Source organism: Streptomyces sp. NPDC015131, from assembly GCF_043079975.1.
In the GTDB taxonomy this organism is placed as follows: domain Bacteria; phylum Actinomycetota; class Actinomycetes; order Streptomycetales; family Streptomycetaceae; genus Streptomyces.
In genome coordinates this window covers 318466-341515 of record NZ_JBIBVB010000006.1, presented here as the reverse complement: position 1 = coordinate 341515, position 23050 = coordinate 318466, and the positions used below count along the sequence as shown (strand labels likewise).

The following is a 23050-nucleotide window of genomic DNA, read 5'->3' as shown; positions in this document are numbered from 1 at the left end:
TCCGTTTACGTTCGTCCTCTTTGTAGGGGGACGCGAGGTGTGTGAGGTGGCCATGGCCGATGACCTGTCCGAAAAGACCGTTCTGCGGCGCCAACTCCTCGCTACTCGCACCCTCCTGACCGGTGATGACGTCAGGAACGCCGGTTCGGTTCTCGCCGATCTCGCCCTGAACCTGCCCGAGCTGCGGCGGGCCCGGACAGTCGCCGCGTACGTCTCGACCGGGAGCGAACCGGGCACGCGCGCGGTGCTGGACGGACTGCGCGAGCGGGGCGTCCGGGTCCTGCTGCCGGTCCTGCTGGAGGACGACGACCTGGACTGGGCCGCCTACGAGGGCGCCGAGGGGCTCGTGCGGGCCCGCCGCGGCCTCCTGGAGCCCTCGGGGCCCCGGCTCGGCCGGGAGGCCGTCCTGGAGGCGCAGACGGTCCTGCTGCCGGGCCTCGCGGTGGACGTCCGGGGCATGCGGCTGGGGCGCGGCGGGGGCTCCTACGACCGGGTGCTGGCCCGGATCGCCCGCGGCGGGCACGACCCGGCCCTGGTGGTGCTCCTCTACGCGAACGAGGTGGTCGAGCGGGTCCCGGAGGAACCGCACGACCACCCCGTGCACACGGCGGTGACCCCGGAGGCCGTCCTCCGCTTCCGCGCCTGACAGGCCCGGACGGCGAGCGTCGACGCCCGCCGGGGCCCGCCGGGACCGGTCCCGGCGGGCCCCGGCGCGTCCTACGGCGTGAGGGCCAGGGTGTCCTCGGTCGCCGCGTCCACGGCCCGCTTGCCGTAGGGCCAGTCGAGCAGCTCGCCCTTGGCCCACTTGTCGGTCTGGTCGGTGTAGTGGGCGCTGTAGGCGTGCCCGGAGGCACCCGTCAGGTTGATCCACCGGGACTTGTCCCAGTCGCCGACGTTCACCACCATCCGCATGGACGGCACCCAGACCACCCCGTACCCGCCGGCCGCGTTCCAGCCGGTGGCGTTCACCGCCGCCTCCCCGCCGGACAGGTTCCACGGGCCCCGGTTGAGCAGCGACTGGACCAGCCCCGGGCCCTCGGTGCCGAGGGTCTGGTTCTTCAGGGTCAGCTGGTGCAGCCGGCCCCAGCTCCAGCTGTCGACGTCCTTGCCGAGCTTGGCCGTCAGCTCCCAGCGGGCGTCCACCATGGCGCGCTTCAGCAGCTCGTCACGGGTGGCGGTGCCGTTCCGGTCCGTACGGCTCGGGGCGGACTTCCACCACGCGTTGTCCTCGTCGGCCAGGATGCGCCGGACCACCTCGTACCAGCGGTCGCCGCCGTCCGGCTGGGCCGACTCGGCGTCGCGCTGACCGCACTCCCGCACCAGCCGGTTCTGCTCGTCGACGGGTCCGGTGGAGTCCGCCGGGCGGACGTTGAGGCACTCGCCCTTCACCCGCAGCTCCTTGGGGAGTTTGTTGCCGAACGCGAGCTTGAGGACATTGCGCCAGACGCCGTTGAAGTAGGCCGCCGCCCCGGAGTCCGCGTCCTGGGTGTAGTTCCAGCCCTCCAGGAGCTTCTGCGCCTCACGGACGTGCGGGTCGGAGATGTCGATCTTCAGCAGGTAGGGGGTCAGCAGCTTGGCGATCTCGCTGCTGTTGTCCATCTGCATGGTCCGCATGTCCTCGGTCGAGACCTTGGCCCCGTCCTTGGTCTTGGACTCGATCAGGTCGTTGATCCGCTGGCTGCGCGAGCCGTAGCCCCAGTCCTCGGTGAGCCGGTACGGGTACGCGTCCGGGTCGATGACGGCCTGGTTGGCGGTCACGATGTAGCCGCGCTCCGGGTTCTCCTCGTACGGCAGCTCGTCGAAGGGGACGAACTCCTTCTTCCAGGTGTACCGCTTGTCCCAGCCGGGCGCCGGGAGGGTGCCGTCGTGGCCCTTCTGGCGGACCGGGATCTTCCCGGGGGCCTGGTAGCCGATGTTGCCCTCGGCGCCCTTGGCGTCGGCGTAGATCAGGTTCTGGGAGGGCACCTCGAAGTCGCGGGCGGCCTCGCGGAACTGCTTGAAGTCGGTGGCGCGGTTCAGCTTGAAGACGGCGTCCATGGACTTGCCCGGGTCCAGGGCGGTCCAGCGCAGCGCCACCGCGTAGCCGTCGCCCCGGTCCGGCGCGGGGCCGGTGACCGGTGCCTCGTCGCCGACCTTCTCCAGCTCGTTGCTGCGGTCGGAGACCAGGGGGCCGTTGTTCGTCGTACGGACGGTGATGGTCCTGGCCTTCGCGCCGGCAATCCTGATGACCTCCTGGCGGGTGACGAAGGGCAGCTCCTTGCCGTCGTACTCGTAGCCGCTGTCGGTGACCTTCTCCAGGTACAGGTCGCTGACGTCCGCGCCGAGGTTGGTGAAGCCCCACGCGATGTCCTGATTGTGGCCGATGACCACGCCGGGCATCCCGGCGAAGGTGTACCCGGCCACGTCGTAACGGCACTTGTCCGAGACGGAACGGCAGTGCAGGCCCATCTGGTACCAGAGCGAGGGCAGCTGCGGCGCCAGGTGCGGGTCGTTGGCCAGCAGCGGCTTGCCGGTGGTCGTGTACTTGCCGGAGACGACCCAGGAGTTGGAGCCGATGCCGTTGCCGTTGGGGCCGAGGAGCGCGGGGATCTGCTCCAGGGAGGCGGACAGCGCGGACAGCTGCGACTGGAGGCCCTGACCGGCGCCCTGGGGCGTGCTCGCGCCGACGCCGTTCCCGGTGCCCGTACCCGTATCCGTACCAGTGCCCGCGCCGAAGCCGCCGCTGTTGCCGGTGCCGGTGCCGTCGGAGCCGTTACCGGTGCCATTGGAGCCGGTTCCGTCGGAGCCGTTACCGGTTCCGTCGGAACCGTCCGGACCGTTGCCGCCGGAGCCGGAGGCCGAGGGGTCGAACTTCCCGGTGGCCTCGTCGACGCCGCCCTTGTCCACGATCGGACGGTGCAGGTCGTACGGGTACGCCGGGTACAGCTCCTTGATCTGCTTGTCGCTGAGCCGCGTGGTCATCAGCGAACGGTCGATCTCCTCCTGCATGTTGCCGCGCAGGTCCCAGGCCATCGCCTTCAGCCAGGCCACGGAGTCGACCGGCGTCCAGGGCTCGATCGCGTAGTCGTTGGTGAAGGACAGGGCGGAGTACTCGACCGAGACGTCACGCCCCTCCTTGCCCTTGAGGTACGCGTTGACGCCGTCCGCGTACGCCTGGAGGTTCTTCTTGGTCTCCGGCGACAGGAGCTTGTCGTACTCCTCCTGCGCCACCCGGTGCCAGCCCAGCGTGCGCAGGAAGGCGTCCGTCTCGACCTGCCCCTTGCCGAACATCTCCGACAGGCGCCCGGACGTCATGTGCCGGCGCACGTCCATCTCCCAGAAGCGGTCCTGCGCCTGGACGTACCCCTGGGCGCGGAACAGGTCCTCGTCGGTGGAGGCGTAGATCTGCGGTACGCCGTAGCCGTCCCGCTTCACGTCGACGGGTGCGGACAGCCCTTCGAGCTTCAGGCTCCCCGTGGTCTGCGGGAACGGGGCGCGCACGGTGCTGACGCTCCAGTAGGCGCCGTAACCGACGCCCGCGACCAGCGCCAGCACCAGGGCGATCACGAGCAGACGGGCACGTCGCCCCTTCTTCTTGGTGGAAGCGGCGGTGGTGTTGGAGGGCATCGCTGTCCTTCGAGGCGCAGGCTGGTCCTGGAGTGCTGGGAGCAACCATAGGCGCAGCGCCCCGCCGGCCCGGACGCGGTGTCAGTAAGGGGCCCTTCCGGGACCCCGGAGGGATCCTGGTGGGACCCCTCCCGGGGACCCGGGACGGGCGCCGCGTCCGGACCCCGGCGTCAAGGACGCGTTAATGATTAGGTAAAGTAACGAATGACGCTGCGGGAACGATCCGGCGCGTATGTGAGGAAAGGGTCGGCCACTGACTGTCCACCAGCTCAACGAACTCCTGTTCATCTGCTCGCTCGTGCTGCTCATCGCCGTCGCGGCGGTGCGGATCTCGTCCCGGAGCGGGCTGCCCAGCCTGCTCCTGTACCTCGGGATCGGGATCGCCATCGGGCAGGACGGGATCGGCAACGTCCACTTCGACAACGCCGAATTGACCCAGGTGATCGGCTATGCCGCGCTTGTGGTGATCCTGGCCGAGGGCGGCCTGGGAACCAAGTGGAAGGAGATCAAACCCGCGTTGCCGATGGCGGCCGTCCTGTCGACCGCCGGCGTCGCGGTGAGCGTGGGTGTCACGGCCGCAGCGGCGCACTACTGGGTGGGCCTGGACTGGCGGCAGGCGCTGATCATCGGCGCGGTGGTCTCCTCGACGGACGCCGCCGCCGTCTTCTCCGTCCTCCGCAAGGTGCCGCTGCCCTCGCGGATAACGGGCACCCTGGAGGCCGAGTCCGGCTTCAACGACGCCCCCGTGGTGATCCTGGTCGTCGCCTTCTCCACGACCGGACCGGTCGACAGCTGGTACGTGCTGCTCGGCACGATCGCCATGGAGCTGGCCATCGGCGCCGCCGTCGGGCTCGCGGTGGGCTTCCTCGGCTCCTTCGGGCTGCGGCACGTGGCGCTGCCCGCGTCCGGCCTCTACCCGATCGCCGTGATGGCCATCGCCGTCGTCGCGTACGCGGCGGGCGCCATGGCGCACGGCAGCGGCTTCCTCGCGGTCTACCTGGCCTCGGTGATCCTGGGCAACGCCCGGCTGCCGCACGCGCCCGCGAACCGGGGCTTCGCCGAGGGGCTGGGCTGGATCGCCCAGATCGGGATGTTCGTCCTGCTCGGGCTGCTGGTGACCCCGCACGAGCTGGTGGACGACTTCTGGCCGGCGGTGATGGTCGGCCTGGTGCTGACCCTGGTGGCCCGGCCGCTGTCGGTCTTCCTGAGCCTGCTGCCCTTCCGGGTGCCCTGGCAGGAGCAGGCCCTGATGTCGTGGGCGGGCCTGCGCGGAGCGGTGCCCATCATCCTGGCGACCATCCCCATGGTGTCCGGGATCGAGGGCAGCGAGAAGATCTTCAACATCGTCTTCGTGCTCGTGGTCGTCTACACCCTGGTGCAGGGCCCCACCCTGCCCTGGCTGGCCCGTGCGCTGCGGCTGGGCGACGGCTCCGAGGCGGCCGACCTCGGGATCGAGTCCGCCCCACTGGAGCGGCTGCGCGGGCACCTGCTGTCGGTCGCCGTCCCCCAGAAGTCCCGGATGCACGGCGTGGAGGTCGCGGAGCTGCGGCTGCCGCCGGGCGCGGCGGTCACCCTCGTCGTACGGGAGGGCAAGAGCTTCGTACCGTCGCCCGCGACCGTGCTGCGGCGCGGCGACGAGCTGCTGGTGGTCGCCACCGACCCGGTCCGCGACGCCACCGAGCGGCGGCTGCGGGCGGTGGGCCAGGGCGGCAAGCTGGCCGGCTGGCTGGGGACGGCAGGAAGCGGAAAGTGAACATCCGGTTAATCGGAGGCGGCACCTGAGAGGTATCGGCCATTTCACAGGTGCCGCACCCGCCGCCCCCTGTATCATGAAGGCACACTGATCGACGCAACTCTGCCTGACGCAGAGCTGGCGCGACCGTATGGCGGCCGTGACGCTCCCCCGCAGTGGAGCCCGGTATCTACCGCAGTTCCGCGCAAGAGGACAGCTCTCGGCGGCTCCCGACACCCTGGGGAGCGCTACCAGGCGGCAGAAAGGCACAAGCCGTGCCCTCCGCTGTCAACACAGCCACGGACACGACGCTCACCTCGAAGGACCCCGCCCGGCGTCCCGGATACGGGCAGCTCCTGCGCACCCCCGGGGCCTGGTCGTTCCTGCTGCCCGGCTTCGCCGCCCGCCAGCCCTTCGCGATGCTGACGATCGGCATCGTCCTGCTGGTGCAGCACACCACCGGTTCGTACGGCAGCGCCGGCGCCGTCGCCGCGTTCACCGGCGTCTCCATGGCCCTGTTCGCCCCGCAGAGCGGCAAGCTCGCCGACCGCTTCGGCCAGCGCGCCGTCCTGGTGCCCGGCGTCCTGGTGCACACCGCGTCGGTGTCCGCCCTGACGGCCCTCGCCCTCGCGGACGCGCCCCTGTGGGCGCTGTTCGCCGCCGCGGTGCCCACCGGCGCCTCCGTGCCGCAGATCGGGCCCATGGTGCGGGCCCGCTGGGCCGCCCGGCTGGAGGGCTCGCCCCTGATGCCGACCGCGGCGGCCTTCGAGTCCGTCACCGACGAGTTCACCTTCGTCGTCGGCCCCGTCCTCGCCACCGCGCTGTGCACCGGCGTCCACCCGGCGGCCGGTCTGGTCGCCGAGGCGGCACTGACCCTGGTCGGCGGCCTGCTCTTCGCCGCCCAGCGCCGCACCCAGCCCGCCCACGGCCTGGCCGCCGCCCACGCGCGCGTGGACCGCGTCTCCGCCCTGTCGGTACCCGGCGTCCGGGTCCTGGCCATCGCCTTCCTGGGCATCGGCTCCGTCTTCGGCGGCATGCAGGTCTCGCTGACCGCGTTCACCGAGGAGATCGGGCAGCCCGGCATGAACGGCCTGCTGTACGGGCTCTTCGCCGCGGGCAACATGCTCGCCGGCGTCGCGGTCGGCGCCATCGCCTGGAAGTCCGGGCCGCGCCGCCGGCTGATCCTCGGCTACACGGGCCTGACGCTCGCCGCCTCGCTGCTGTGGTCCGCGCACTCCGCGGTGCTGCTGGGCGCGCTCGGCCTGGTCGTCGGCCTGTGCATCGCCCCGGCCCTGATCAGCGGGTACACCCTGGTCGAGTCGCTGGTCCCGGCGTCCGCCCGCACCGAGGCGTTCACCTGGCTGACGGGCGCCGTCGCCCTGGGCCAGGCCGCCGCCGTGACGGTGGCCGGACGGCTCGCCGACGCCCACGGCTCCGCCGCCGGTTTCCTGGTCCCGCTGGCCGGTACGGCCCTGGCCCTGGCCACCCTGCTGGCGCTCCGGTCGCGGCTGCTGCCCCGCCCGGCGACCCGGACCGTGGCACGTGGTGTCGGTCACCGCGTACCGGTGACGGTGGACTGATCCCGCGGAATACGTCAGTATGGACTGTCGTTAGCACTCATCGAGTGAGAGTGCCAGGAGGAAGACAAGTGCCGACCTACCAGTACCAGTGCACCGAGTGCGGCGAGGGCCTCGAGGCGGTGCAGAAGTTCACCGATGACGCTCTGACCGAGTGCCCGAGCTGCCAGGGACGCCTGAAGAAGGTGTTCTCGGCGGTCGGCATCGTCTTCAAGGGCTCCGGCTTCTACCGCAACGACAGCCGCGGCTCGTCGTCCAGCAGCTCGCCCGCCTCGAAGCCGAGCTCCTCGGGCTCCTCCCCGGCCTCGTCGACGGCGTCGGCGTCGTCGTCCTCCTCGGCGTCGGACTCCAAGCCCGCCGCGTCGAGCACGGCCGGCAGCGGCTCCAGCTCCGCCGCCTGACCCTCCGGACTCCCCGGGACCCTGCCGTCCAGTGACGGCGGGGTCCTCGGCGTATCCGGCGCCGGGCGGCTTGGCTAGGGTGACCGCCATGGCGAAGGCAGAGGCAGCAGGCAGCGGCGAGTTCGGCACGAGGCCCGGTTCCGGGCCGGGGTCCGTCTCCGGCACGGAGGCGGGGGCCGGGTCGGGTACGGAGGCGGGGGCCGTCTCGGGTACGGAGGTGGGGGCCGTCTCGGGTACGGAGGCGGGGCCCGGGTCCGGCGCGGTGTCCGGTACGGAGGCGGGGCCCGGCGCGGAGATCGGGGTCATCGGCGGGTCGGGGTTCTACTCCTTCCTGGAGGACGTCACCGAGGTCGCCATGACCACCCCGTACGGCAGCCCCAGCGACTCCCTGTTCCTCGGCGAAGTGGCCGGGCGCCGGGTCGCCTTCCTGCCCCGGCACGGCCGCGGCCACCACCTGCCCCCGCACCGCATCAACTACCGGGCCAACCTGTGGGCGCTGCGGGCCGCCGGGGTGCGGCAGGTCCTCGGCCCCTGCGCGGTGGGCGGGCTGCGGCCCGAGTACGGGCCGGGCACCCTGCTGGTGCCGGACCAGCTGGTGGACCGGACCAAGGCCCGCGTCCAGACCTTCTTCGACGGCGAGCCGCTCCCGGACGGCACCGTGCCGAACGTGGTGCACACGACGTTCGCCGACCCCTACTGCCCCGACGGCCGCAAGGTGGCCCTCGCCGCCGCGCAGGGGCGCGGCTGGGAGGCGGTGGACGGCGGCACGATGGTCGTCGTGGAGGGCCCCCGCTTCTCCACCCGGGCCGAGTCGCGGTGGCACGGCGCGATGGGCTGGTCGGTGGTCGGCATGACCGGGCACCCCGAGGCGTACCTGGCCCGCGAACTGGGGCTCTGCTACACCTCGATGGCCCTGGTGACGGACCTGGACGCGGGTGCCGAGACCGGGGAGGGCGTCTCGCACACGGAGGTGCTGCGGGTCTTCGGGGAGAACGTGGGCCGGCTGCGCGAGGTGCTCTTCGACGCGGTGGCCGGGCTGCCGGAGACGGACAGCCGCTCGTGCCTGTGCACGCACGCCCACGACGGCTGGGACCTGGGCATCGAACTGCCGTGACACCGGGGGCGGCTGCTGGTCGCTGAGGGCATGGTCGCGGGGGCTGCTGGTCGGTGAGGGCATGTCGCGGGGGCTGCTGGTCGGTGAGGGCATGGTCGCGGGGGCTGCTGTTCGGTGACGGCTGCGGGCTGCGGGGGTTGCTGGTCGGTGACGGCTGAGGGCTGCGGGGGCTGCTGGTCGGTGAGGGCTGAGGGCTGCGGGGGTTGCTGAGGACCGCGGGGCTGTTGAGGACTGCGGGGGCTGCTGAGGACTGCGGGGGCTGCTGAGGGCGGTCACTCCGGCGGGTGACGGAGTTTTCCCCATCCCCCGGGTCGTCCACAGGCCCGAGCGGGATCGGCGGGGACGCGGAATCGTGAGGGGCGTTGCCCGTTCACGGTTCCTCACGGCAGGCGGTGGTTGCCATGACGTTCCCTTCCCGCTCGCACCCGGTGCGTTCCCCGTTCCCCGGTGCTCCCCCGTTGCCGGTGGTGGCCACCGCCGTGCCCGAGGCGTGCGGGGTGCCGCCGTTCGCACCGCTGCGGGTCGGGCGCGGGCGGCACCGGCTGCGGCGGACGGTACGGCGGCGGCGCCACGCGGTGGCGGCCGGGCTGGCGATGACGGCCGCCGCGCTGGCAGCCTCGGCCGCGGGCTCGCGCGCCCCCGCCGGGGTGGACGAGCCCCGGGCCGGCACGGCTCCGCACCGGGAGCGCGAGCCGGTCGAGATGGTGTCCGCCCCGGTGCGGATCGCCGACGCGGCGACGGTCCGGCTGCTGCGGCCCGGGGACCGGGTGGACGTGATCGCGTCGCCGGTGGCCCCCGTGGACGGCAGGGCGGACGCCCGGGTCCTGGCCCGGGGGGCCCGGGTGGCGGAGGTGCCCCGCGCGACGGGCGGCGAGGGGCCGGACGGGGGCGGCGCGCTGGTGGTGCTGTCCGTCCCGCGCGCCACGGCCACCGTGCTGGCCGGCGCGGGGGCGGCTTCCCGGCTGGCGGTGACGCTGTGCTGACCCGTCACCTGTCCGTGTGTACGGATTTGGCCGGTGCGCGCGGTGCGCGGCGTAATGGCGGCTCCGACTGCACACGCGACGAAAGGCACCGTGGTGGGCCAGGAGAAGGACCAGAGCTTGCTGGAGGGCTTCAAGGCCTTCGTGATGCGGGGCAACGTCATCGATCTCGCGGTGGCGGTGGTGATCGGCGCGGCGTTCACCAACATTGTGAACGCCGTGGTGCGCGGGGTGATCAGCCCCGTCGTCGGCGCCTTCGGCACGAAGAACCTGGACGGTTATCGCGTCTGCCTGAAGGGGCCGTGCCGGGTGAGCGCGGGCGGCGAGGTCACCCAGGGCGTGGCGATCCTGTGGGGGTCGGTGCTCAGCGCCACGCTCAGCTTCCTGATCACGGCGGCCGTCGTCTACTTCCTGATGGTGCTGCCCATGGCGAAGTACCTGGCCCGGCGCGCCGCCCAGGACAGGGCGCGGGAGGGCGTGCGGGAGACGCTGGAGGTCACCGAGCTGGAGGTGCTCAAGGAGATCCGCGACGCCCTGGTCGCACGGCGCGGGCCGGGGGACGCCACTCCGTAGCCGGGCTCAGAGGTGGTGCGGCGGCTTCTCGTCGAGGAAGCGCGCGAGATCGGCCGCGCCGTCGCCGGCCGGAGGCCGCTCACCCCACCCGCGGTCCGTATCGTCCGCGGACTGCGCGTCCAGCGGATCGTCGAAGATCAGCGCCGGCTTCTTCCGGGGCGCGGCCGGCTGTGCCGGTCCGTCGCCTCCGGTGTCGTGGGGCACCGACTGGTTCTCCGCGTCTCGCGGGCCGGGGGCGGGGGCGGTCCTCATGTCTCCAGCGTACGCCGGGCGGCGGGTTCGGCCGTTCCGGGGACTTCGGCGGTGACCGCCTCCGTGATCGGCCCGCGGCGAGCGGGGCCTCTGGTGGGGTGGGCGGATGACCTCCCCTCCCTCCCCGCCTCCCTCCACGCCCCTGCGGCCCCTGGTGTCGCGCAGCCGCGACGAGGCGCACCGCGCCGCCACGCCCCTGGAGCTGTTCTTCGATCTGTGCTTCGTGGTCGCGGTCGCCCAGGCGGGCGTCCAGCTGGTGCACGCCGTGGCCGAGGGCCATGCCGGGGACGGCATCGCCCACTACGCGATGGTGTTCTTCGCCATCTGGTGGGCGTGGATGAACTTCACCTGGTTCGCCTCGGCCTACGACAACGACGACGCCCTGTACCGGGTGGTGACGTTCGTCCAGATCGCCGGTGTCCTGGTCCTCGCGGCGGGGGTGACCAGGGCCTTCGAGGACGACTTCTTCGTGATGTGGCTCGGCTATGTGGTGATGCGGCTGGCGCTGGCGTCGCAGTGGCTGCGGGCGGCGCGCGGCGCCTCGGGCGCCGAGCGGACCATGGCCCTGCGGTACGCGGGCGGGGTGGCGCTCTGCCAGGTGGGCTGGACGGCGCTGCTGCTGGTGCCGGACGGGGCGCGTGCGTGGGTGCTCCTGGTGATGGTGGTCGCCGAGATGGCCGTGCCCGTGCTCGCGGAGCGGGACTTCTCGTCGAGCTGGCACGCGCATCACATCGCCGAGCGGTACGGGCTGTTCACCATCATCGTGCTGGGCGAGACGATCGCCGCGGCGACGGTGGCCGTGAAGACGGGGGTCGAGGAGAACGACGCGCTGGACGACCTGCTGCCGATCGCGGCCGGCGGGCTGCTGCTGATCTTCGCCGCCTGGTGGGTCTACTTCGTCGTGCCCGCCCACCGGAGGCTGCTGTCCAACCGGCAGGCGTTCCTGTGGGGGTACGGCCACTACCTGATCCTGGCGTCGGCGGCGGCGATCGGGGCGGGCATCGAGGTGGCCGTCGAGCAGGTGACCGGCAAGGCGCATCTGTCGGCGACGGCCGCGGCGGCGGCGGTGACCCTGCCGTCGGCGCTGTTCCTGCTGCTGGTGTGGGCGCTGCACTCGCGCTACTTCAAGGCGGGCATCGCGCAGCAGCTGGTGCTGCCGTGTGCCGCGCTCGGGATCCTCCTCTGCACGTTCGCGGGCCGCTGGGGGATCTTCACGGCCGGGTGCGTCGCCGCGGCGGCGGTCGCCACGGGGGTCACCCTCACCGCGCGTGCGGAGCGTGGTACGCAAGGGGGATGACTGACGGACTGACGGATGTGCCCGGCCTGCGGGTCGGCCACGCGCGCGTCCCGGGGGACGGCGCGCTCAGCGGCACCACGGTGGTCTTGGCGCCGGAGGGCGGGGCGGTCGCGGCGGTGGACGTGCGGGGCGGTGGCCCCGGCACGCGGGAGACCGACGCGCTCGACCCGCGCAATCTGGTCCAGCGCGTCGAGGCGGTGGTCCTCACCGGCGGCAGCGCCTTCGGGCTGGAGGCCGCCGCGGGGGTGATGGCCTGGCTGGAGGAGCGCGGCCGGGGCGTGCGGGTGGGGCCCGACCCGTCGCAGGTGGTGCCGGTGGTCCCGGCGGCCTGCGTGTTCGATCTGGGCCGGGGCGGTGACTGGAAGGCGCGGCCCGACGCCTCGACGGGGCGCGCGGCGGTGGAGGCGGCGGCCGCGTCGGGCCTGCGCGCCCCCGTGGAGTGCGGGGCGGTCGGGGCCGGGACGGGGGCGGTGATCGGGGGGATGAAGGGCGGTGTCGGCACGGCGAGCACAGTGCTGGCGTCCGGGGTCACGGTCGGCGCGCTGGTGGTGGCCAACGCGGTGGGCTCGGCGGTCGATCCGCTGAACGGCATGGTGTACGGGGCGTACGGCGAGGGGCCCGTGCGCCCCCCGGACCCGGAGGTGCACGCGGCGGCGGCCCGGCGGCTGGCCGAGGCGCTGGAGCGGAACGACTGGCCGCCGCTGAACACCACGCTCGCGGTGGTGGGCACCGACGCGGAGCTGACCCGCGCGCAGGCGCAGAAGCTCGCGGGGACGGCGCACGACGGCATCGCGCGCGCCGTCCGGCCGGTGCATCTGCTCAACGACGGGGACACCGTGTTCACGCTCGCCACCGGGGAGCGCCCGCTGCCGGACACGCAGGGCCCGCTGGGGCTCAACGAGGTGCTGGCGGCCGGGGCGGCCGTGGTGACCAGGGCGATCGTCCGGGCGGTGCTGGCGGCGGAGTCGGTCACCGGGCCGGGCGGGGACTTCCCGGCGTACCGCGACCTCTACCGGCTCGACACGGCGGCGCCCGGCGGGAGTTGACGGGGCGCGCGGGAACTCGCCCCGCGCGCCCCTCGTTTTGCGGAAGCCGGACGCGTTGTCAGACCCAGGCACTACCGTAAGCAAGCATCGAGTGACACGCGGCGACGGCCTGGAGACCCCTCTTGAACGTTCCGAACGACGAGACGACCGAGATGCACGTCGAGCGCCTCCTGGGGCGGGCGCTCAACTCCTTCGACCTGCCCGACGCTCTGGTCGAGAGACTGGGTTCCGCGCTGGCGCACGACAGTTCGCTGCACTCGTCGCACCACAGCGCGGCGCTCCACCGGACGACCCACCGGCATGTGTACCTGCTCGCGGACGGCTCGTCGCTGACGCTGTGGGAGCTGGTGCACAACACCGGGAGGGACGGCCGCGAGCAGCACGAGCTGTACGCGGAGGAGGCCGACGCCCGGCTCGCCGCCTCGCGCGTCCCGCTGGGCCACCCCGACCCGGAGGACGACCTCGTGGTCGACCTGGAGGCGGACCTGGAGCTGCTGGGCGCCCTGCTGGCCCGGCCCGGGCCCCCGGCCCCTCCGGTGTACGTGCCGGACGACTCCGCCGACCACGCCCGCCGGGTGCTGCGCCGCGCGGAGAACGAGGACCGGCCGGGCGAGGCGGTGGCGGCGCGGCTGCGGGGCGCCTTCGCGCACCACATCAAGCAGGTGTTCGGCCGGCAGTACGGCCTGGCGGGGCGGGACGCCGGCTTCACGCTGTACGAGCACGGCTTCCTGCTGCTGGACGGCACCGAGATGAGCGTCTGGGAGGTGGAGCACACGGCCACTCCGGACGGCCGGCACATGTGCGAGGTGTACGAGGACGAGCACACCGCGCGCCGCGCCATGGAGCTCCGCGCCCGCGGCCAGGTGCGCTGACCCGGCCCGGGGCGGCGGGCACGACTCCCGCCGCCCCGCCGCCGCCCGGCGCCGCTCAGGGAGTGAGCGCCGGGTCGCCCGCCTGGGCCGGGTCGCCCGCCTTCGTCGGCTCGCCCGCCTGGGCCGGGACTCCGGCGCTCTGGGCCGGGGCTTCGGCACCCTCGGCCGCCGCGCCCTCCAGGTGCTGCCGGGGCCGCCGGGGCAGCGCGAACATCACCGCGAAGATCACCACCAGTACGGCCACGACCCACCACAGGGAGCTCTGGAAGGCGTCAGCGAACGCGGCGCCCACCTCGCGCGGGGCGAGCCGCTCCTCGTCGATCACCCCGAAGAAGACCACCGACACCAGCCCGAGGCCCAGCGCCGTACCCATCTGGCCCGTGGTGTTGATCAGACCGGACGCCGATCCTGCGTGCTCGCGCGGCACCTCCGAGAGCACCGCGTCCGTCAGCGGCGCCACGATCAGCCCCATGCCCACGCCCATCACGACCAGCGGCGCGGCCATCTGCCAGGGCTCGATGCCCGTGCCGTACCGCCCGGCCTCCCAGATGTAGAGGAGCACCCCGGCGGCCATGGTGAGGGCGCCGGCCTGGAGGACCTTCCGCCCGAAGCGCGGGACCAGCTTCTGCACGGACACCCCGGCGGCGGCCGACACGGCGATCGAGAACGGCACACCGGTCAGACCGGCCTTCAGCGGCGTCCAGCCCAGTCCGATCTGCATGTAGAGCGTCCACACGAGGAAGAAGACCCCCATCACCACACCGAAGGTGAGCTGCACCGCGATACCCGCCGCGAAGCTCTTCACCCGGAACAGGGACAGCTCGACCAGCGGCGATCCGTCCTTACGGGTCTTGTACCGCTCGTACGCCACGAAGACGGCGAACACCAGCGGGCTGGCGAGCATGCAGACATGGCCCCACAGCGGCCAGTCCAGCTCGCGGCCGCGCGTCAGCGGGTAGATCAGCATGAGCAGGCCGAGGGTCACCAGAGCGACGCCGACGAGGTCCAGCCGGACCTGGCGGTCCGCGCGCGACTCGATGATGTACTTGCGGCCCAGGATCAGCCCGGCGATGCCGACCGGCAGGTTGATCAGGAAGATGGGCCGCCACTCCAGCCCGAACAGGTTCCACTGGGTGAGCAGCGCGCCCAGCAGCGGACCCGACACCGCGCCCAGCCCCACGACCGCGCCGAACATCCCGAAGACCTTGCCCCGCTCGTGCGCCGGGAAGGTGACGTGGATGATCGCCAGCACCTGCGGCACCATCATCGCGGCCATGGCGCCCTGGAGCAGCCGGGAGGCGACCAGCATCTCGGGGCCCGCCGCGAAGCCGCACAGCGCCGAGGCCACGGTGAAGCCCGCGATGCCGACGAGGAACAGCCGCTTGCGGCCGTAGATGTCGCCCAGCCGCCCGCCGGTGATCAGCCCGGCCGCGAACGCCAGGGCGTAGCCGGCGGTGATCCACTGGATGGCGCCGAACGAGGCCGAGAGGTCCCGCTCGATGCTGGGGATGGCGATGTTGACGATGGTGACGTCGACGAGGTCCATGAAGGCGGCCGTCATGACGATGGCGAGCGCGAGCCATCGCCGCCGGTCGGCCGCCTCCGCTGTGGTGCGGGAGGTACGGGTGGTGAAGGAGGTCATGCCGGAAAACTAGTGGGCCTATAGGACAGTACGCGTCCTAATGGGCGCGCATCCTGGAGGTATGACGGACACCCCGGCACGGCTCCTGAATCTGCTGTCGCTCCTCCAGACCCCCCGCGAATGGCCGGGCAGCGAGCTGGCCGAGCGGCTGCGCGTCAGCCCCCGCACCATCCGGCGCGACGTCGACCGCTTGCGGGAGCTGGGCTACCCGGTCGAGGCGACCCGGGGTGCGGTCGGCGGGTACCGGCTGGTCGCGGGCGCCGCGCTGCCGCCCCTGGTGCTGGACGACGAGGAGGCGGTGGCGATCGCCGTCGGGCTGCGTGCCGGGGCGGGGCACGCCATCGAGGGCGTCGAGGAGGCCTCCGTACGGGCCCTGGCCAAGCTGGAGCAGGTGCTGCCGTCGCGGCTGCGGCACCGGGTGGCCACCCTCCAGAACGCCACCATCCCCCTCACCCGGGGCGACGGGGCCACGGTCGCCCCCGCCACCCTCACCACGCTGGCGGCGGGGGTCACCGCGCACGAACGGCTCCGCTTCGGCTACCGCGCGGGCGACGGGACCGAGACGAAACGGCAGGTGGAGCCCTACCGCCTGGTGTCGACCGGCCACCGCTGGTACCTGGTCGCCTACGACCTGGGGCGGGAGGACTGGCGGACCTTCCGGGTCGACCGGGTGTCCGAGCCCTTCGCCACCGGCTCCCGCTTCACCCCGCGCGAGCTGCCGAGCGGCGACGCGGCGGAGCTGCTGGCGCACTCCGCGTCCCGGGCGCAGACGGAACTCGCCGTGGACGTCACCTTCGAGGCCCCCGCCGACTTCGTCACCGCCCGGCTGCCCGCGCACCTCACGCCCACGCCGACAGGCCCCGGCACCTGCCGGCTGCGCGCCCGGTCGGCGGACACGGTGGAGTGGCTGGCGGTGCGGCTGGCGCTGGTGGACTGCGAGTTCACCGTGCACGGCCCGGACGCGCTGGCAGCGCACGTCGCCGCCCTGGCGGGCCGCCTGGCCCGCTCGACCGCCCCGGCGGGAGCACCCCGCCCCTGACCGGCCCGCTCGGCCGGTCCCGGCGGGAGCACCGCGTCCCCGACAATCGCGGGCGAGAATCGCGGACGTTACGCCGCCGCGTCGAAGCCCGTGTCGCGGGCCATGCGCTTCAGCTCCAGCAGCGCGTGCTTCTCGATCTGCCGGATGCGCTCACGCGTCAGGCCGTGCTCCTTGCCGACCTCGGTGAGGGTGCGCTCCCGGCCGTCCTCGATGCCGTACCGCATCCGGATGATCGAGGCCGTGCGGTTGTCGAGCTTGCCGATGAGGTCGTCCAGCTCCTCGCTGCGCAGCAGCGTCAGCACCGACTGCTCGGGCGAGACGGCCGAGGTGTCCTCCAGCAGGTCGCCGAACTGCGTCTCACCGGCGTCGTCCACCGACATGTTCAGCGAGACCGGGTCCCGCGCCCAGTCCAGGACGTCCACCACCCGCTCCGGGTTGGAGCCCAGCTCGGCGGCGACCTCCGCGGGCTCCGGGTCGCGCCCGTGCTCGCGGTTGAACTCGCGCTGCACCCGGCGGATGCGGCCCAGCTCCTCCACCAGGTGGACGGGGAGGCGGATGGTGCGCGACTGGTCGGCTATCGAGCGCGTGATGGCCTGGCGGATCCACCAGGTGGCGTACGTGGAGAACTTGAAGCCCTTGGTGTAGTCGAACTTCTCCACCGCGCGCACCAGGCCCGCGTTGCCCTCCTGGATGAGGTCGAGCAGGGGCAGACCGCTGCGGGGGTACCGGCGGGCGACCGCCACGACGAGACGCAGGTTGGACCGGATGAAGACGTCCTTGGCGCGCTCGCCCTCGGCGACCAGGCGCTCCAGCTCCTCGCGGGACGCGCCCGCGGCCTCGGAGTCCACCTCGCCGTCGAGGATCTGCCGGGCGTACACCCCGGCCTCGATGGTCTGGGACAGCTCGACCTCCTTGGCGGCGTCGAGCAGGGGCGTGCGCGCGATCTCGTCGAGGTACATGCCGACCAGGTCGCGGTCGGCGATCTCCCCGCCCACGGCGCGAACGCTGCTTGCCCTGTCCGTGGTCTCACCGCTGGCGGACTGACGACGGGCGACGGCACGGGTTGCCATGCGAGCTCCCTTGCTGAGTAGGTGTCGCGACACCCTCCCGGGTGCCCTGCATCCGACGGAAACAACGACTGGAAACCGGACAGAATTCCCATGACACCCGCCGGATCCGGTGATCTTGCAGTACCCTGTCCGGCCACCGAGGGAGGGCATATGCCGCGCGGGGCCACGGAGCCGCAGGTCAGACCGGGCACGGAGGGCGACCTCACGGCCCTCACGGACATCTACAACCACTACGTCCGTGAGACGGTCATCACATTCGACACCACCCCGTTCAGCCCCCAGGAGCGCCGCCCGTGGCTGCTCTCCCACCCTGAAGACGGCCCGCACCGCCTCCTGGTTGCTCAGGAGGCGGACGCCGGAGCGGACGACAGAGCGGATGACGGGCGGGCTGACGGCAGGCGGGTCGGTGGCGGGCGGGCCCTCGGGTACGCCACGTCCAGCGCCTTCCGGCCGAGGGCCGCGTACGCCACCTCGGTCGAGGTGAGCGTCTACCTCGCCCCGGACGCCGGCGGGCGGGGCATCGGCACCCTGCTGTACGCGCGGCTCTTCGAGGCGCTGGCCCGGGAGGACGTGCACCGGGCGTACGCCGGCATCGCCCTGCCGAACGAGCCCTCGGTGCGCCTGCACACCCGCTTCGGCTTCCGGCACACCGGGACCTTCACCCAGGTGGGCCGGAAGTTCGGGCGGTACTGGGACGTCGCCTGGTACGAGAAGGACCTCTGAGCCTCCCTGTCGCGCACGTGTGCGCACTTGTTCAACTTTCAAGAAGCCGTAGAGTGGATACATGGACACGGCAACCAAAGGCGGGGACGGGCAGCCGCGCTGGCTCAGCGACGACGAGCAGCGGGTGTGGCGGGCGTACCTCCACGCCACCACGCTCCTGGAGGACCACCTCGACCGCCAGCTCCAGCGGGACGCCGGGATGCCGCACGTCTACTACGGGCTCCTCGTCCAGCTCTCCCAGGCCCCGCGCCGCCGCATGCGGATGACCGAACTCGCCAGGAACGCCAAGATCACCCGCTCCCGGCTGTCGCACGCCGTGGCCCGGCTGGAGAGGAGCGGCTGGGTGCGCAGGGAGGACTGCCCCTCCGACAAGCGCGGCCAGAACGCCCACCTCACGGACGAGGGATACGAGGTGCTCCGGCGCAGCGCGCCCGGTCATGTCGCCGCCGTGCGCCAGGCGATGTTCGACCGGCTCAGCCCGGAACAGGTCGGCCAGCTCGGCGAGATCATGCGCGTCATGGCGGAGGGCCTCCAGCCCTCGGACCGGGACGCCGACCTGCCCTGGCTGCGCTGACCCGCCGGCTCCTCCAGGCCCTCACGCGGTCAGCAGCACGCCCCCGTACGACGCCGCCGCGACGATCACCCAGGCCGACAGGCCCAGCGCCGCGACCCGCACCCCGGTGCGGGACAGCGTCGGCAGGTGCACCGCGCTGCCGAGCCCGAACAGGGCCGCGGCCAGCAGCAGTTCCTGGGCGGACCCGGCGGCGTCCAGCGCTCCGGCGGGCAGCCACCCGGTGGTGCGCAGCGCCACCATGGCGAGGAAACCGGCCACGAACAGCGGCACCAGCGGCGGCCGCCGCCCCGCCGCCACACCCGCGCCCGTGCCCCCGCCCGCGCCGGCACCCGTACCCGTGCACCCGCCCGCGCCGGGACCCGTACCCGCACCCGCACCGACGCCCCCGCCCGCCGCCGCGTCCGCCCGCCGGGCCCGGGCGCTCCGGCGGGCCACCAGGACCATCGCCGCGACCAGCGGGGCCAGCAGCGCCACGCGCATCAGCTTGACCAGCACCGCCTCGTTCAGCGCGGCCGGCCCGGCGGTCCCCGCGGCGGCGACCACCTGGCCCACGTCGTGCACGCCCGCCCCGACCCAGCGCCCGAACTCGGCGTCGCTCAGCCCCAGCGGGCCGTGCAGCAGCGGCAGCACCACGATGGCCAGGGTGCCGCACAGGGTCACCAGGGCCACCGACGCGGCGGCGTCGTCCTCCTCGCTGTCCCGTACCGCGCTCACCGCGCCGATCGCGGACGCGCCGCAGATCGCGTACCCCGCCGCGATCAGCACCGGCTGGTCGCCCGGCAGCCCGAGCCGGCGCCCCAGCCACCAGGTGCCGGCCAGGGTGGCGGCCACGACGGCGAGGACCATGGCGACCGTCCGCCACCCCAGGCCCAGGACGTCCGACAGGCTCAGCTTCAGCCCCAGCAGCACGACACCCGCCCGCATCAGGCGCCGGGCGGCCAGCGTCAGCCCCGGCCGGCAGCGCGCGCCGGCCCCGGAGCGCAGCCAGGGCGTGTGTGCGCACGCCACGCCCAGCACGACCGCGGCGGTGAGCAGCGGGATCGCGGGCACGGCGAGGTGCGCCAGCCAGGCCGCGCCGACCCCGGCGGCGGCGAGCACCAGCCCGGGCACCGGCCCGCGCAGCGGTGCGCGCAGCAATCCGGTGCCGGCCGGGCCGCGTGCCGCGACGGGGCCGCGCGGGCGGACGCGGGATCCGGCGAGCGCCATCAGCGGTCCGCGGGCAGCCGGTAGACGCGCCGGACGCTGGTGCCGAGGCGGGTGATGTCGGCGCCGTAGACGTGCAGCGACAGGGCGGTGCGGTCACCGCCGTTGCGTACGGAGTGGATGTCGCCGGGCGGCGCGAAGGCCGCGACCGCGCCGGGGCCGTTCACCACGTCCTCGGTGGCCAGCAGCCGGGCGGTGGTGCCGTCCGGGACGAGCTGGTAGCGGCGTTCGTGCTCCTCGCCCCGGTGGACGCCGGTCGCGCACCAGGAGACGTGGTCGTGGATGGGCGTGCCCTGGCCCGGCAGCCAGACGAGGGCGACGACGGAGAAGCAGCCGTCCGGCTCGGCGTGCAGCACGTGCTGCCGGTAGTGGCCGGGGTCGGGCTCGCACTGCTCGGGGGTGAGCAGATCGGGCGCGCCGAGGTGCGGGGCGAGGTGGTCCGCCACGAGCCGGGAGGTCGGTTCGGGCGGGAGCCCCCGGTCCACGGTCTCGCGTATCCGGGCGACCAGGGTGCGCAGGCGTTCGGTGGTGGGGCCGACTGCGGCCACGGGGGTCGTCGTCATGACGGCAGCGTCCGCCGCGCCGACCCATCACGTCCAAGGAGGGCTTCTTGCGCACCACCCAACAGACGCTTATGGGTGGGGGTGTGCGGAGATCAGCAGCCGACCCGGGACGCCGCCACCGAGACGATCGCGTCGAGCATCAGCGAGGTGGCCGGGATGCGCAGGTGGTCGCTGAGGACGTACGCGTACACCTGGCGCCGGGTGTGCGGCTCGACGATCCGGCCGGTGACCTTGTCGTGGCAGAGGAACGACAGCACCAGCGCGGGCACCATGGCGATGCCGACCCCGGCCGCCACCAGGCTCTGCATCACCAGGTTGTCGTCGGTGGTGCAGGCGATGTCGGGGCTGAAGCCCGCCTCGGCGCAGGCGTGCAGGAAGTTGGCGTTGCAGCGGGCGCAGCCCGCGATCCACCGCTCGTGCGCCAGGTCCGCCAGGTGCACGCCCCGGCGGCGGGCCAGCGGGTGCCCGGTGGGAAGGAGCACCGTCAGCGGGTCCTCCAGCAGCCGGAACTCGTCCAGCCCGTCGGGGGTGCCGGCCCGCAGCCCCGGGTAGCTGAAGGCCAGCGTGATGTCGCACTCGCCCCGGGCGACCATCTTCAGCGACTCGGGCGGCTCGCTCTCCACCAGCTCCACCCTGATGCCCGGGTGCTCGGCGGCCATCAGGGCCATCGCCTCGGGCAGGATCGTCGCCCCGGCGCTGGGGAAGGCGCACACCCGCACCCGGCCGGAGCGCAACCGAGCTATGGCGTCTATCTGTTCCTGCGCGACGGCCAGGCTGTCGAGGATGGTCCCGGTGTGGCGGGTGAGGGCCTCCCCCGCCTCGGTGAGCCGCAGTCCGCGGCCGACGCGGGTGAACAGCGGGGTGCCGACGTCCCGTTCGAGCGCCTTCATCTGCTGGCTGACGGCCGGCTGGGTGTACCCGAGGGCCCGGGCCGCCGCCGTATAGGAACCGGTCCTGACCACTTCATGGAAGGTCTTGATGTACCGGGAGTCGAACACAGTCGAAGCATAAGCAGAATTTGGGGTACGGACAGGGGTGCTCCCCGGCCACTCCGGTGGCCGGGGAGCACCCCGCGGGCACCCGTCCAGTACCCCTGTGGGCACCCCTCGGGCACCCCGTACGGCGGTACGGCTCAGTGGGCGACGACCGGGATCCGCACCTCGTCCGCGTCGCCGGAACCGTCCCCGGAACCGGTCACGGAACCGGACCCGCTGACGCCCTCCGCCCCGTCGACGGGCCGCGAACCGGCGCCCGGACGGCCGGTGTTGACGAAGGTGAAGGCGATCGCGGCGGAGACCAGCAGGATGCCGACCGCCCACCAGATGGCCGCCGTGTAGCCCTCCACCATGCTCTGGAGCTGGAGCAGCTTCACCGCGCCCGGCGAGGTCGCGGTGGCGGCGTGGTCGGTGAGGTACGCGGTGGTCGCCGACGCGGCGATGGTGTTGAGCAGCGCGGTGCCGATGGCGCCGCCGACCTGCTGCGAGGTGTTCACCATCGCGGACGCCACACCGGCGTCGCGGGCCTCGACGCCGTGCGTCGCCAGCGACATGGCGGGCATGAACGCCGTACCCATGCCGAGGCCCAGCAGCAGCTGCGCGGGCAGGATCAGCCCGGCGTACGAGGAGCCCACCTCCAGCTGCGTCAGCAGCAGCATCCCGGCGCCGGCCGCCAGGAAGCCGGGGCCCATCAGCAGGCGGGGCGCGACGCGGGTCATCAGGCGGGCACCGATCTGGGTGGAGCCCGTGATCATGCCGACGATCATCGGCAGGAAGGCGAAGCCGGTCTCGACCGGCGAGAAGCCCTTGACGATCTGGAGGTAGTAGGTGAGGAAGAGGAACAGGCCGAACATGGCGATGACGGCCAGCCCGAGGGAGAGGTAGACCCCGCCCCGGTTGCGGTCGGTGAGGACGCGCAGCGGCAGCAGCGGCGACTTCACCCGCGCCTCGACGGCGAGGAACGCGGCGAGCAGCACGGCCGAGGCGAGGAACATGCCGATGGTGCCGGTGTCGGACCAGCCGTCGGACTCGGCGCGCGTGAAGCCGTACACCAGGGACACCAGGCCCAGCGTGGACAGGACGACACCGGGGATGTCGAGCGGCGACCGGTTGCGGCTGCCGGCGGGCTCGCGGATCACGAGGTACGCGCCGACGGCGGCGACGACGGCGAACGGGATGTTCACGAAGAACGTCCAGCGCCAGTCGAGGTACTCGGTCAGGACGCCGCCGAGGATCAGGCCCACGGCGCCGCCGCCTCCGGCGATCGCCCCGTAGATGCCGAACGCCTTGGCGCGCTCCTTGCCGTCGGTGAACATCACGGCGAGCAGCGACAGCGCGGCGGGCGCCAGCAGCGCGCCGAAGGCGCCCTGGAGGGCGCGGGAGCCGAGCAGCATCGCCTCACCGGTGGCCGCGCCGCCCAGCGCGGACGCGGCGGCGAAGCCCAGCAGGCCGACGACGAAGGTGCGCTTGCGGCCCCACAGGTCGGCGATCCGGCCGCCGAAGAGCAGCAGTCCGCCGAAGGCGAGGGCGTAGGCGGTGATGACCCACTGGCGGTTGCCGTCCGAGATGCCCAGGTCGACCTGGGCGGAGGGCAGCGCGATGTTCACGATCGTCGCGTCGAGCACGACCATGAGCTGGGCCAGGGCTATGAAGACCAGCGCTCTCCAGCGGCTGGGGTCGGGCGTGAGGGCGGACATCGGGGAGGGCGGAGACGTTTTTGACATGGGAGGGGCCACCTGGGGACTCGTAACGGAGAAAAAGGGAGAGGACGGGCGCGGTTCAGGGGGTCAG

21 protein-coding genes are annotated in these 23050 nt (G+C 73.1%); 13 read left to right on the top strand and 8 right to left on the bottom strand.

What is annotated here, in order from left to right; translation table 11 throughout:
* Positions 1–52: 52 nt before the first annotated feature.
* On the top strand, positions 53–646 hold the full coding sequence (locus tag ACF08D_RS24825) for a 5-formyltetrahydrofolate cyclo-ligase (RefSeq protein ID WP_392225305.1): 594 nt from the start codon (positions 53–55) through the stop codon (positions 644–646).
* Positions 647–717: 71 nt separating this feature from the next.
* On the opposite strand, the gene ACF08D_RS24820 is transcribed toward ACF08D_RS24825, so the two are convergent.
* Complete coding sequence (locus ACF08D_RS24820; protein ID WP_392225303.1) at positions 718–3606, bottom strand: penicillin acylase family protein; 2889 nt, start codon at positions 3604–3606, stop codon at positions 718–720.
* Between the two features lie 298 nt (positions 3607–3904).
* On the opposite strand from ACF08D_RS24820, the gene ACF08D_RS24815 reads away from it, so the two are divergent.
* The 6 genes from ACF08D_RS24815 (at position 3905) to mscL (ending at position 9983) form a co-directional block, all read left to right on the top strand.
* The gene (locus tag ACF08D_RS24815; RefSeq protein WP_392225301.1) at positions 3905–5359 is read left to right on the top strand and encodes a potassium/proton antiporter; all 1455 of its coding nucleotides are present in this window, start codon (positions 3905–3907) and stop codon (positions 5357–5359) included.
* Between the two features lie 254 nt (positions 5360–5613).
* Positions 5614–6918, top strand: a complete 1305-nt coding sequence (locus tag ACF08D_RS24810) for an MFS transporter (RefSeq protein ID WP_392225299.1) — start codon at positions 5614–5616, stop codon at positions 6916–6918.
* Between the two features lie 68 nt (positions 6919–6986).
* Positions 6987–7316: an FmdB family zinc ribbon protein gene (locus tag ACF08D_RS24805; RefSeq protein ID WP_392225297.1), complete on the top strand. Its 330-nt coding sequence runs from the start codon at positions 6987–6989 to the stop codon at positions 7314–7316.
* 88 nt (positions 7317–7404) lie between these two features.
* Entirely contained in the window at positions 7405–8430 is a 1026-nt protein-coding gene (locus tag ACF08D_RS24800) for an S-methyl-5'-thioadenosine phosphorylase (protein WP_392225295.1), read from the top strand.
* Positions 8431–8831: 401 nt separating this feature from the next.
* A complete protein-coding gene (locus ACF08D_RS24795; RefSeq protein WP_392225293.1) occupies positions 8832–9413 on the top strand; it encodes a hypothetical protein in 582 nt (193 codons plus the stop codon).
* A gap of 54 nt (positions 9414–9467) precedes the next feature.
* Positions 9468–9983 carry a large conductance mechanosensitive channel protein MscL gene (gene mscL / locus ACF08D_RS24790; RefSeq protein WP_392225292.1) on the top strand — a complete coding sequence of 172 codons (516 nt, stop codon included), beginning with the start codon at positions 9468–9470 and terminating at the stop codon, positions 9981–9983.
* A gap of 6 nt (positions 9984–9989) precedes the next feature.
* On the opposite strand, the gene ACF08D_RS24785 is transcribed toward mscL, so the two are convergent.
* On the bottom strand, positions 9990–10235 hold the full coding sequence (locus tag ACF08D_RS24785) for a hypothetical protein (RefSeq protein WP_392225290.1): 246 nt from the start codon (positions 10233–10235) through the stop codon (positions 9990–9992).
* Positions 10236–10341: 106 nt separating this feature from the next.
* Here ACF08D_RS24785 and ACF08D_RS24780 point away from each other — a divergent pair, with 106 nt between their 5' ends.
* The 3 genes from ACF08D_RS24780 to ACF08D_RS24770 all read left to right on the top strand — a co-directional run bounded on the left by ACF08D_RS24780 (position 10342) and on the right by ACF08D_RS24770 (position 13450).
* A complete protein-coding gene (locus tag ACF08D_RS24780) occupies positions 10342–11532 on the top strand; it encodes a low temperature requirement protein A (protein ID WP_392225288.1) in 1191 nt (396 codons plus the stop codon).
* A complete protein-coding gene (locus ACF08D_RS24775; RefSeq protein WP_392225286.1) occupies positions 11529–12578 on the top strand; it encodes a P1 family peptidase in 1050 nt (349 codons plus the stop codon). The genes ACF08D_RS24780 and ACF08D_RS24775 overlap by 4 nt, the downstream gene beginning before the upstream one ends.
* A 152-nt stretch (positions 12579–12730) precedes the next feature.
* On the top strand, positions 12731–13450 hold the full coding sequence (locus tag ACF08D_RS24770; protein ID WP_392225612.1) for a DUF6227 family protein: 720 nt from the start codon (positions 12731–12733) through the stop codon (positions 13448–13450).
* A 55-nt stretch (positions 13451–13505) separates the two neighbouring features.
* Here ACF08D_RS24770 and ACF08D_RS24765 read toward each other — a convergent pair whose 3' ends face one another.
* The gene (locus ACF08D_RS24765; RefSeq protein ID WP_392225284.1) at positions 13506–15092 is read right to left on the bottom strand and encodes an MFS transporter; all 1587 of its coding nucleotides are present in this window, start codon (positions 15090–15092) and stop codon (positions 13506–13508) included.
* 61 nt (positions 15093–15153) lie between these two features.
* Between ACF08D_RS24765 and ACF08D_RS24760 the strand changes: the two genes are divergently transcribed.
* A complete protein-coding gene (locus tag ACF08D_RS24760) occupies positions 15154–16131 on the top strand; it encodes a helix-turn-helix transcriptional regulator (protein WP_392225283.1) in 978 nt (325 codons plus the stop codon).
* A 68-nt stretch (positions 16132–16199) separates the two neighbouring features.
* Here ACF08D_RS24760 and ACF08D_RS24755 read toward each other — a convergent pair whose 3' ends face one another.
* The gene (locus ACF08D_RS24755) at positions 16200–17201 is read right to left on the bottom strand and encodes an RNA polymerase sigma factor RpoD/SigA (protein ID WP_392225281.1); all 1002 of its coding nucleotides are present in this window, start codon (positions 17199–17201) and stop codon (positions 16200–16202) included.
* A gap of 150 nt (positions 17202–17351) precedes the next feature.
* Between ACF08D_RS24755 and ACF08D_RS24750 the strand changes: the two genes are divergently transcribed.
* Positions 17352–17924 carry a GNAT family N-acetyltransferase gene (locus tag ACF08D_RS24750; RefSeq protein WP_392225280.1) on the top strand — a complete coding sequence of 191 codons (573 nt, stop codon included), beginning with the start codon at positions 17352–17354 and terminating at the stop codon, positions 17922–17924.
* Positions 17925–17985: 61 nt separating this feature from the next.
* A complete protein-coding gene (locus ACF08D_RS24745; protein WP_392225278.1) occupies positions 17986–18498 on the top strand; it encodes a MarR family winged helix-turn-helix transcriptional regulator in 513 nt (170 codons plus the stop codon).
* Between the two features lie 21 nt (positions 18499–18519).
* Here ACF08D_RS24745 and ACF08D_RS24740 read toward each other — a convergent pair whose 3' ends face one another.
* The 4 genes from ACF08D_RS24740 to ACF08D_RS24725 all read right to left on the bottom strand — a co-directional run bounded on the left by ACF08D_RS24740 (position 18520) and on the right by ACF08D_RS24725 (position 22983).
* Positions 18520–19704 carry a YeiH family protein gene (locus ACF08D_RS24740; RefSeq protein ID WP_392225276.1) on the bottom strand — a complete coding sequence of 395 codons (1185 nt, stop codon included), beginning with the start codon at positions 19702–19704 and terminating at the stop codon, positions 18520–18522.
* A complete protein-coding gene (locus ACF08D_RS24735; RefSeq protein ID WP_392225274.1) occupies positions 19704–20264 on the bottom strand; it encodes a cysteine dioxygenase in 561 nt (186 codons plus the stop codon). Before ACF08D_RS24735 ends, ACF08D_RS24740 begins: the two co-directional genes overlap by 1 nt.
* A 92-nt stretch (positions 20265–20356) precedes the next feature.
* On the bottom strand, positions 20357–21262 hold the full coding sequence (locus tag ACF08D_RS24730) for a LysR family transcriptional regulator (protein WP_392225272.1): 906 nt from the start codon (positions 21260–21262) through the stop codon (positions 20357–20359).
* Positions 21263–21396: 134 nt separating this feature from the next.
* Complete coding sequence (locus ACF08D_RS24725; RefSeq protein WP_392225270.1) at positions 21397–22983, bottom strand: MFS transporter; 1587 nt, start codon at positions 22981–22983, stop codon at positions 21397–21399.
* Positions 22984–23050: the final 67 nt, after the last annotated feature.

Coding starts and splice junctions, on each gene's coding strand:
- ACF08D_RS24825 (WP_392225305.1), top strand. CDS start 53: ATGGCCGATGACCTGTCCGAAAAGACCGTTCTGCGGCGCCAACTCCTC.
- ACF08D_RS24820 (WP_392225303.1), bottom strand. CDS start 3,606: ATGCCCTCCAACACCACCGCCGCTTCCACCAAGAAGAAGGGGCGACGT.
- ACF08D_RS24800 (WP_392225295.1), top strand. CDS start 7,405: ATGGCGAAGGCAGAGGCAGCAGGCAGCGGCGAGTTCGGCACGAGGCCC.
- ACF08D_RS24795 (WP_392225293.1), top strand. CDS start 8,832: ATGACGTTCCCTTCCCGCTCGCACCCGGTGCGTTCCCCGTTCCCCGGT.
- mscL (WP_392225292.1), top strand. CDS start 9,468: ATGGCGGCTCCGACTGCACACGCGACGAAAGGCACCGTGGTGGGCCAG.
- ACF08D_RS24785 (WP_392225290.1), bottom strand. CDS start 10,235: ATGAGGACCGCCCCCGCCCCCGGCCCGCGAGACGCGGAGAACCAGTCG.
- ACF08D_RS24780 (WP_392225288.1), top strand. CDS start 10,342: ATGACCTCCCCTCCCTCCCCGCCTCCCTCCACGCCCCTGCGGCCCCTG.
- ACF08D_RS24775 (WP_392225286.1), top strand. CDS start 11,529: ATGACTGACGGACTGACGGATGTGCCCGGCCTGCGGGTCGGCCACGCG.
- ACF08D_RS24770 (WP_392225612.1), top strand. CDS start 12,731: ATGCACGTCGAGCGCCTCCTGGGGCGGGCGCTCAACTCCTTCGACCTG.
- ACF08D_RS24765 (WP_392225284.1), bottom strand. CDS start 15,092: ATGACCTCCTTCACCACCCGTACCTCCCGCACCACAGCGGAGGCGGCC.
- ACF08D_RS24760 (WP_392225283.1), top strand. CDS start 15,154: ATGACGGACACCCCGGCACGGCTCCTGAATCTGCTGTCGCTCCTCCAG.
- ACF08D_RS24755 (WP_392225281.1), bottom strand. CDS start 17,201: ATGGCAACCCGTGCCGTCGCCCGTCGTCAGTCCGCCAGCGGTGAGACC.
- ACF08D_RS24750 (WP_392225280.1), top strand. CDS start 17,352: ATGCCGCGCGGGGCCACGGAGCCGCAGGTCAGACCGGGCACGGAGGGC.
- ACF08D_RS24745 (WP_392225278.1), top strand. CDS start 17,986: ATGGACACGGCAACCAAAGGCGGGGACGGGCAGCCGCGCTGGCTCAGC.
- ACF08D_RS24740 (WP_392225276.1), bottom strand. CDS start 19,704: ATGGCGCTCGCCGGATCCCGCGTCCGCCCGCGCGGCCCCGTCGCGGCA.
- ACF08D_RS24735 (WP_392225274.1), bottom strand. CDS start 20,264: ATGACGACGACCCCCGTGGCCGCAGTCGGCCCCACCACCGAACGCCTG.
- ACF08D_RS24725 (WP_392225270.1), bottom strand. CDS start 22,983: ATGTCAAAAACGTCTCCGCCCTCCCCGATGTCCGCCCTCACGCCCGAC.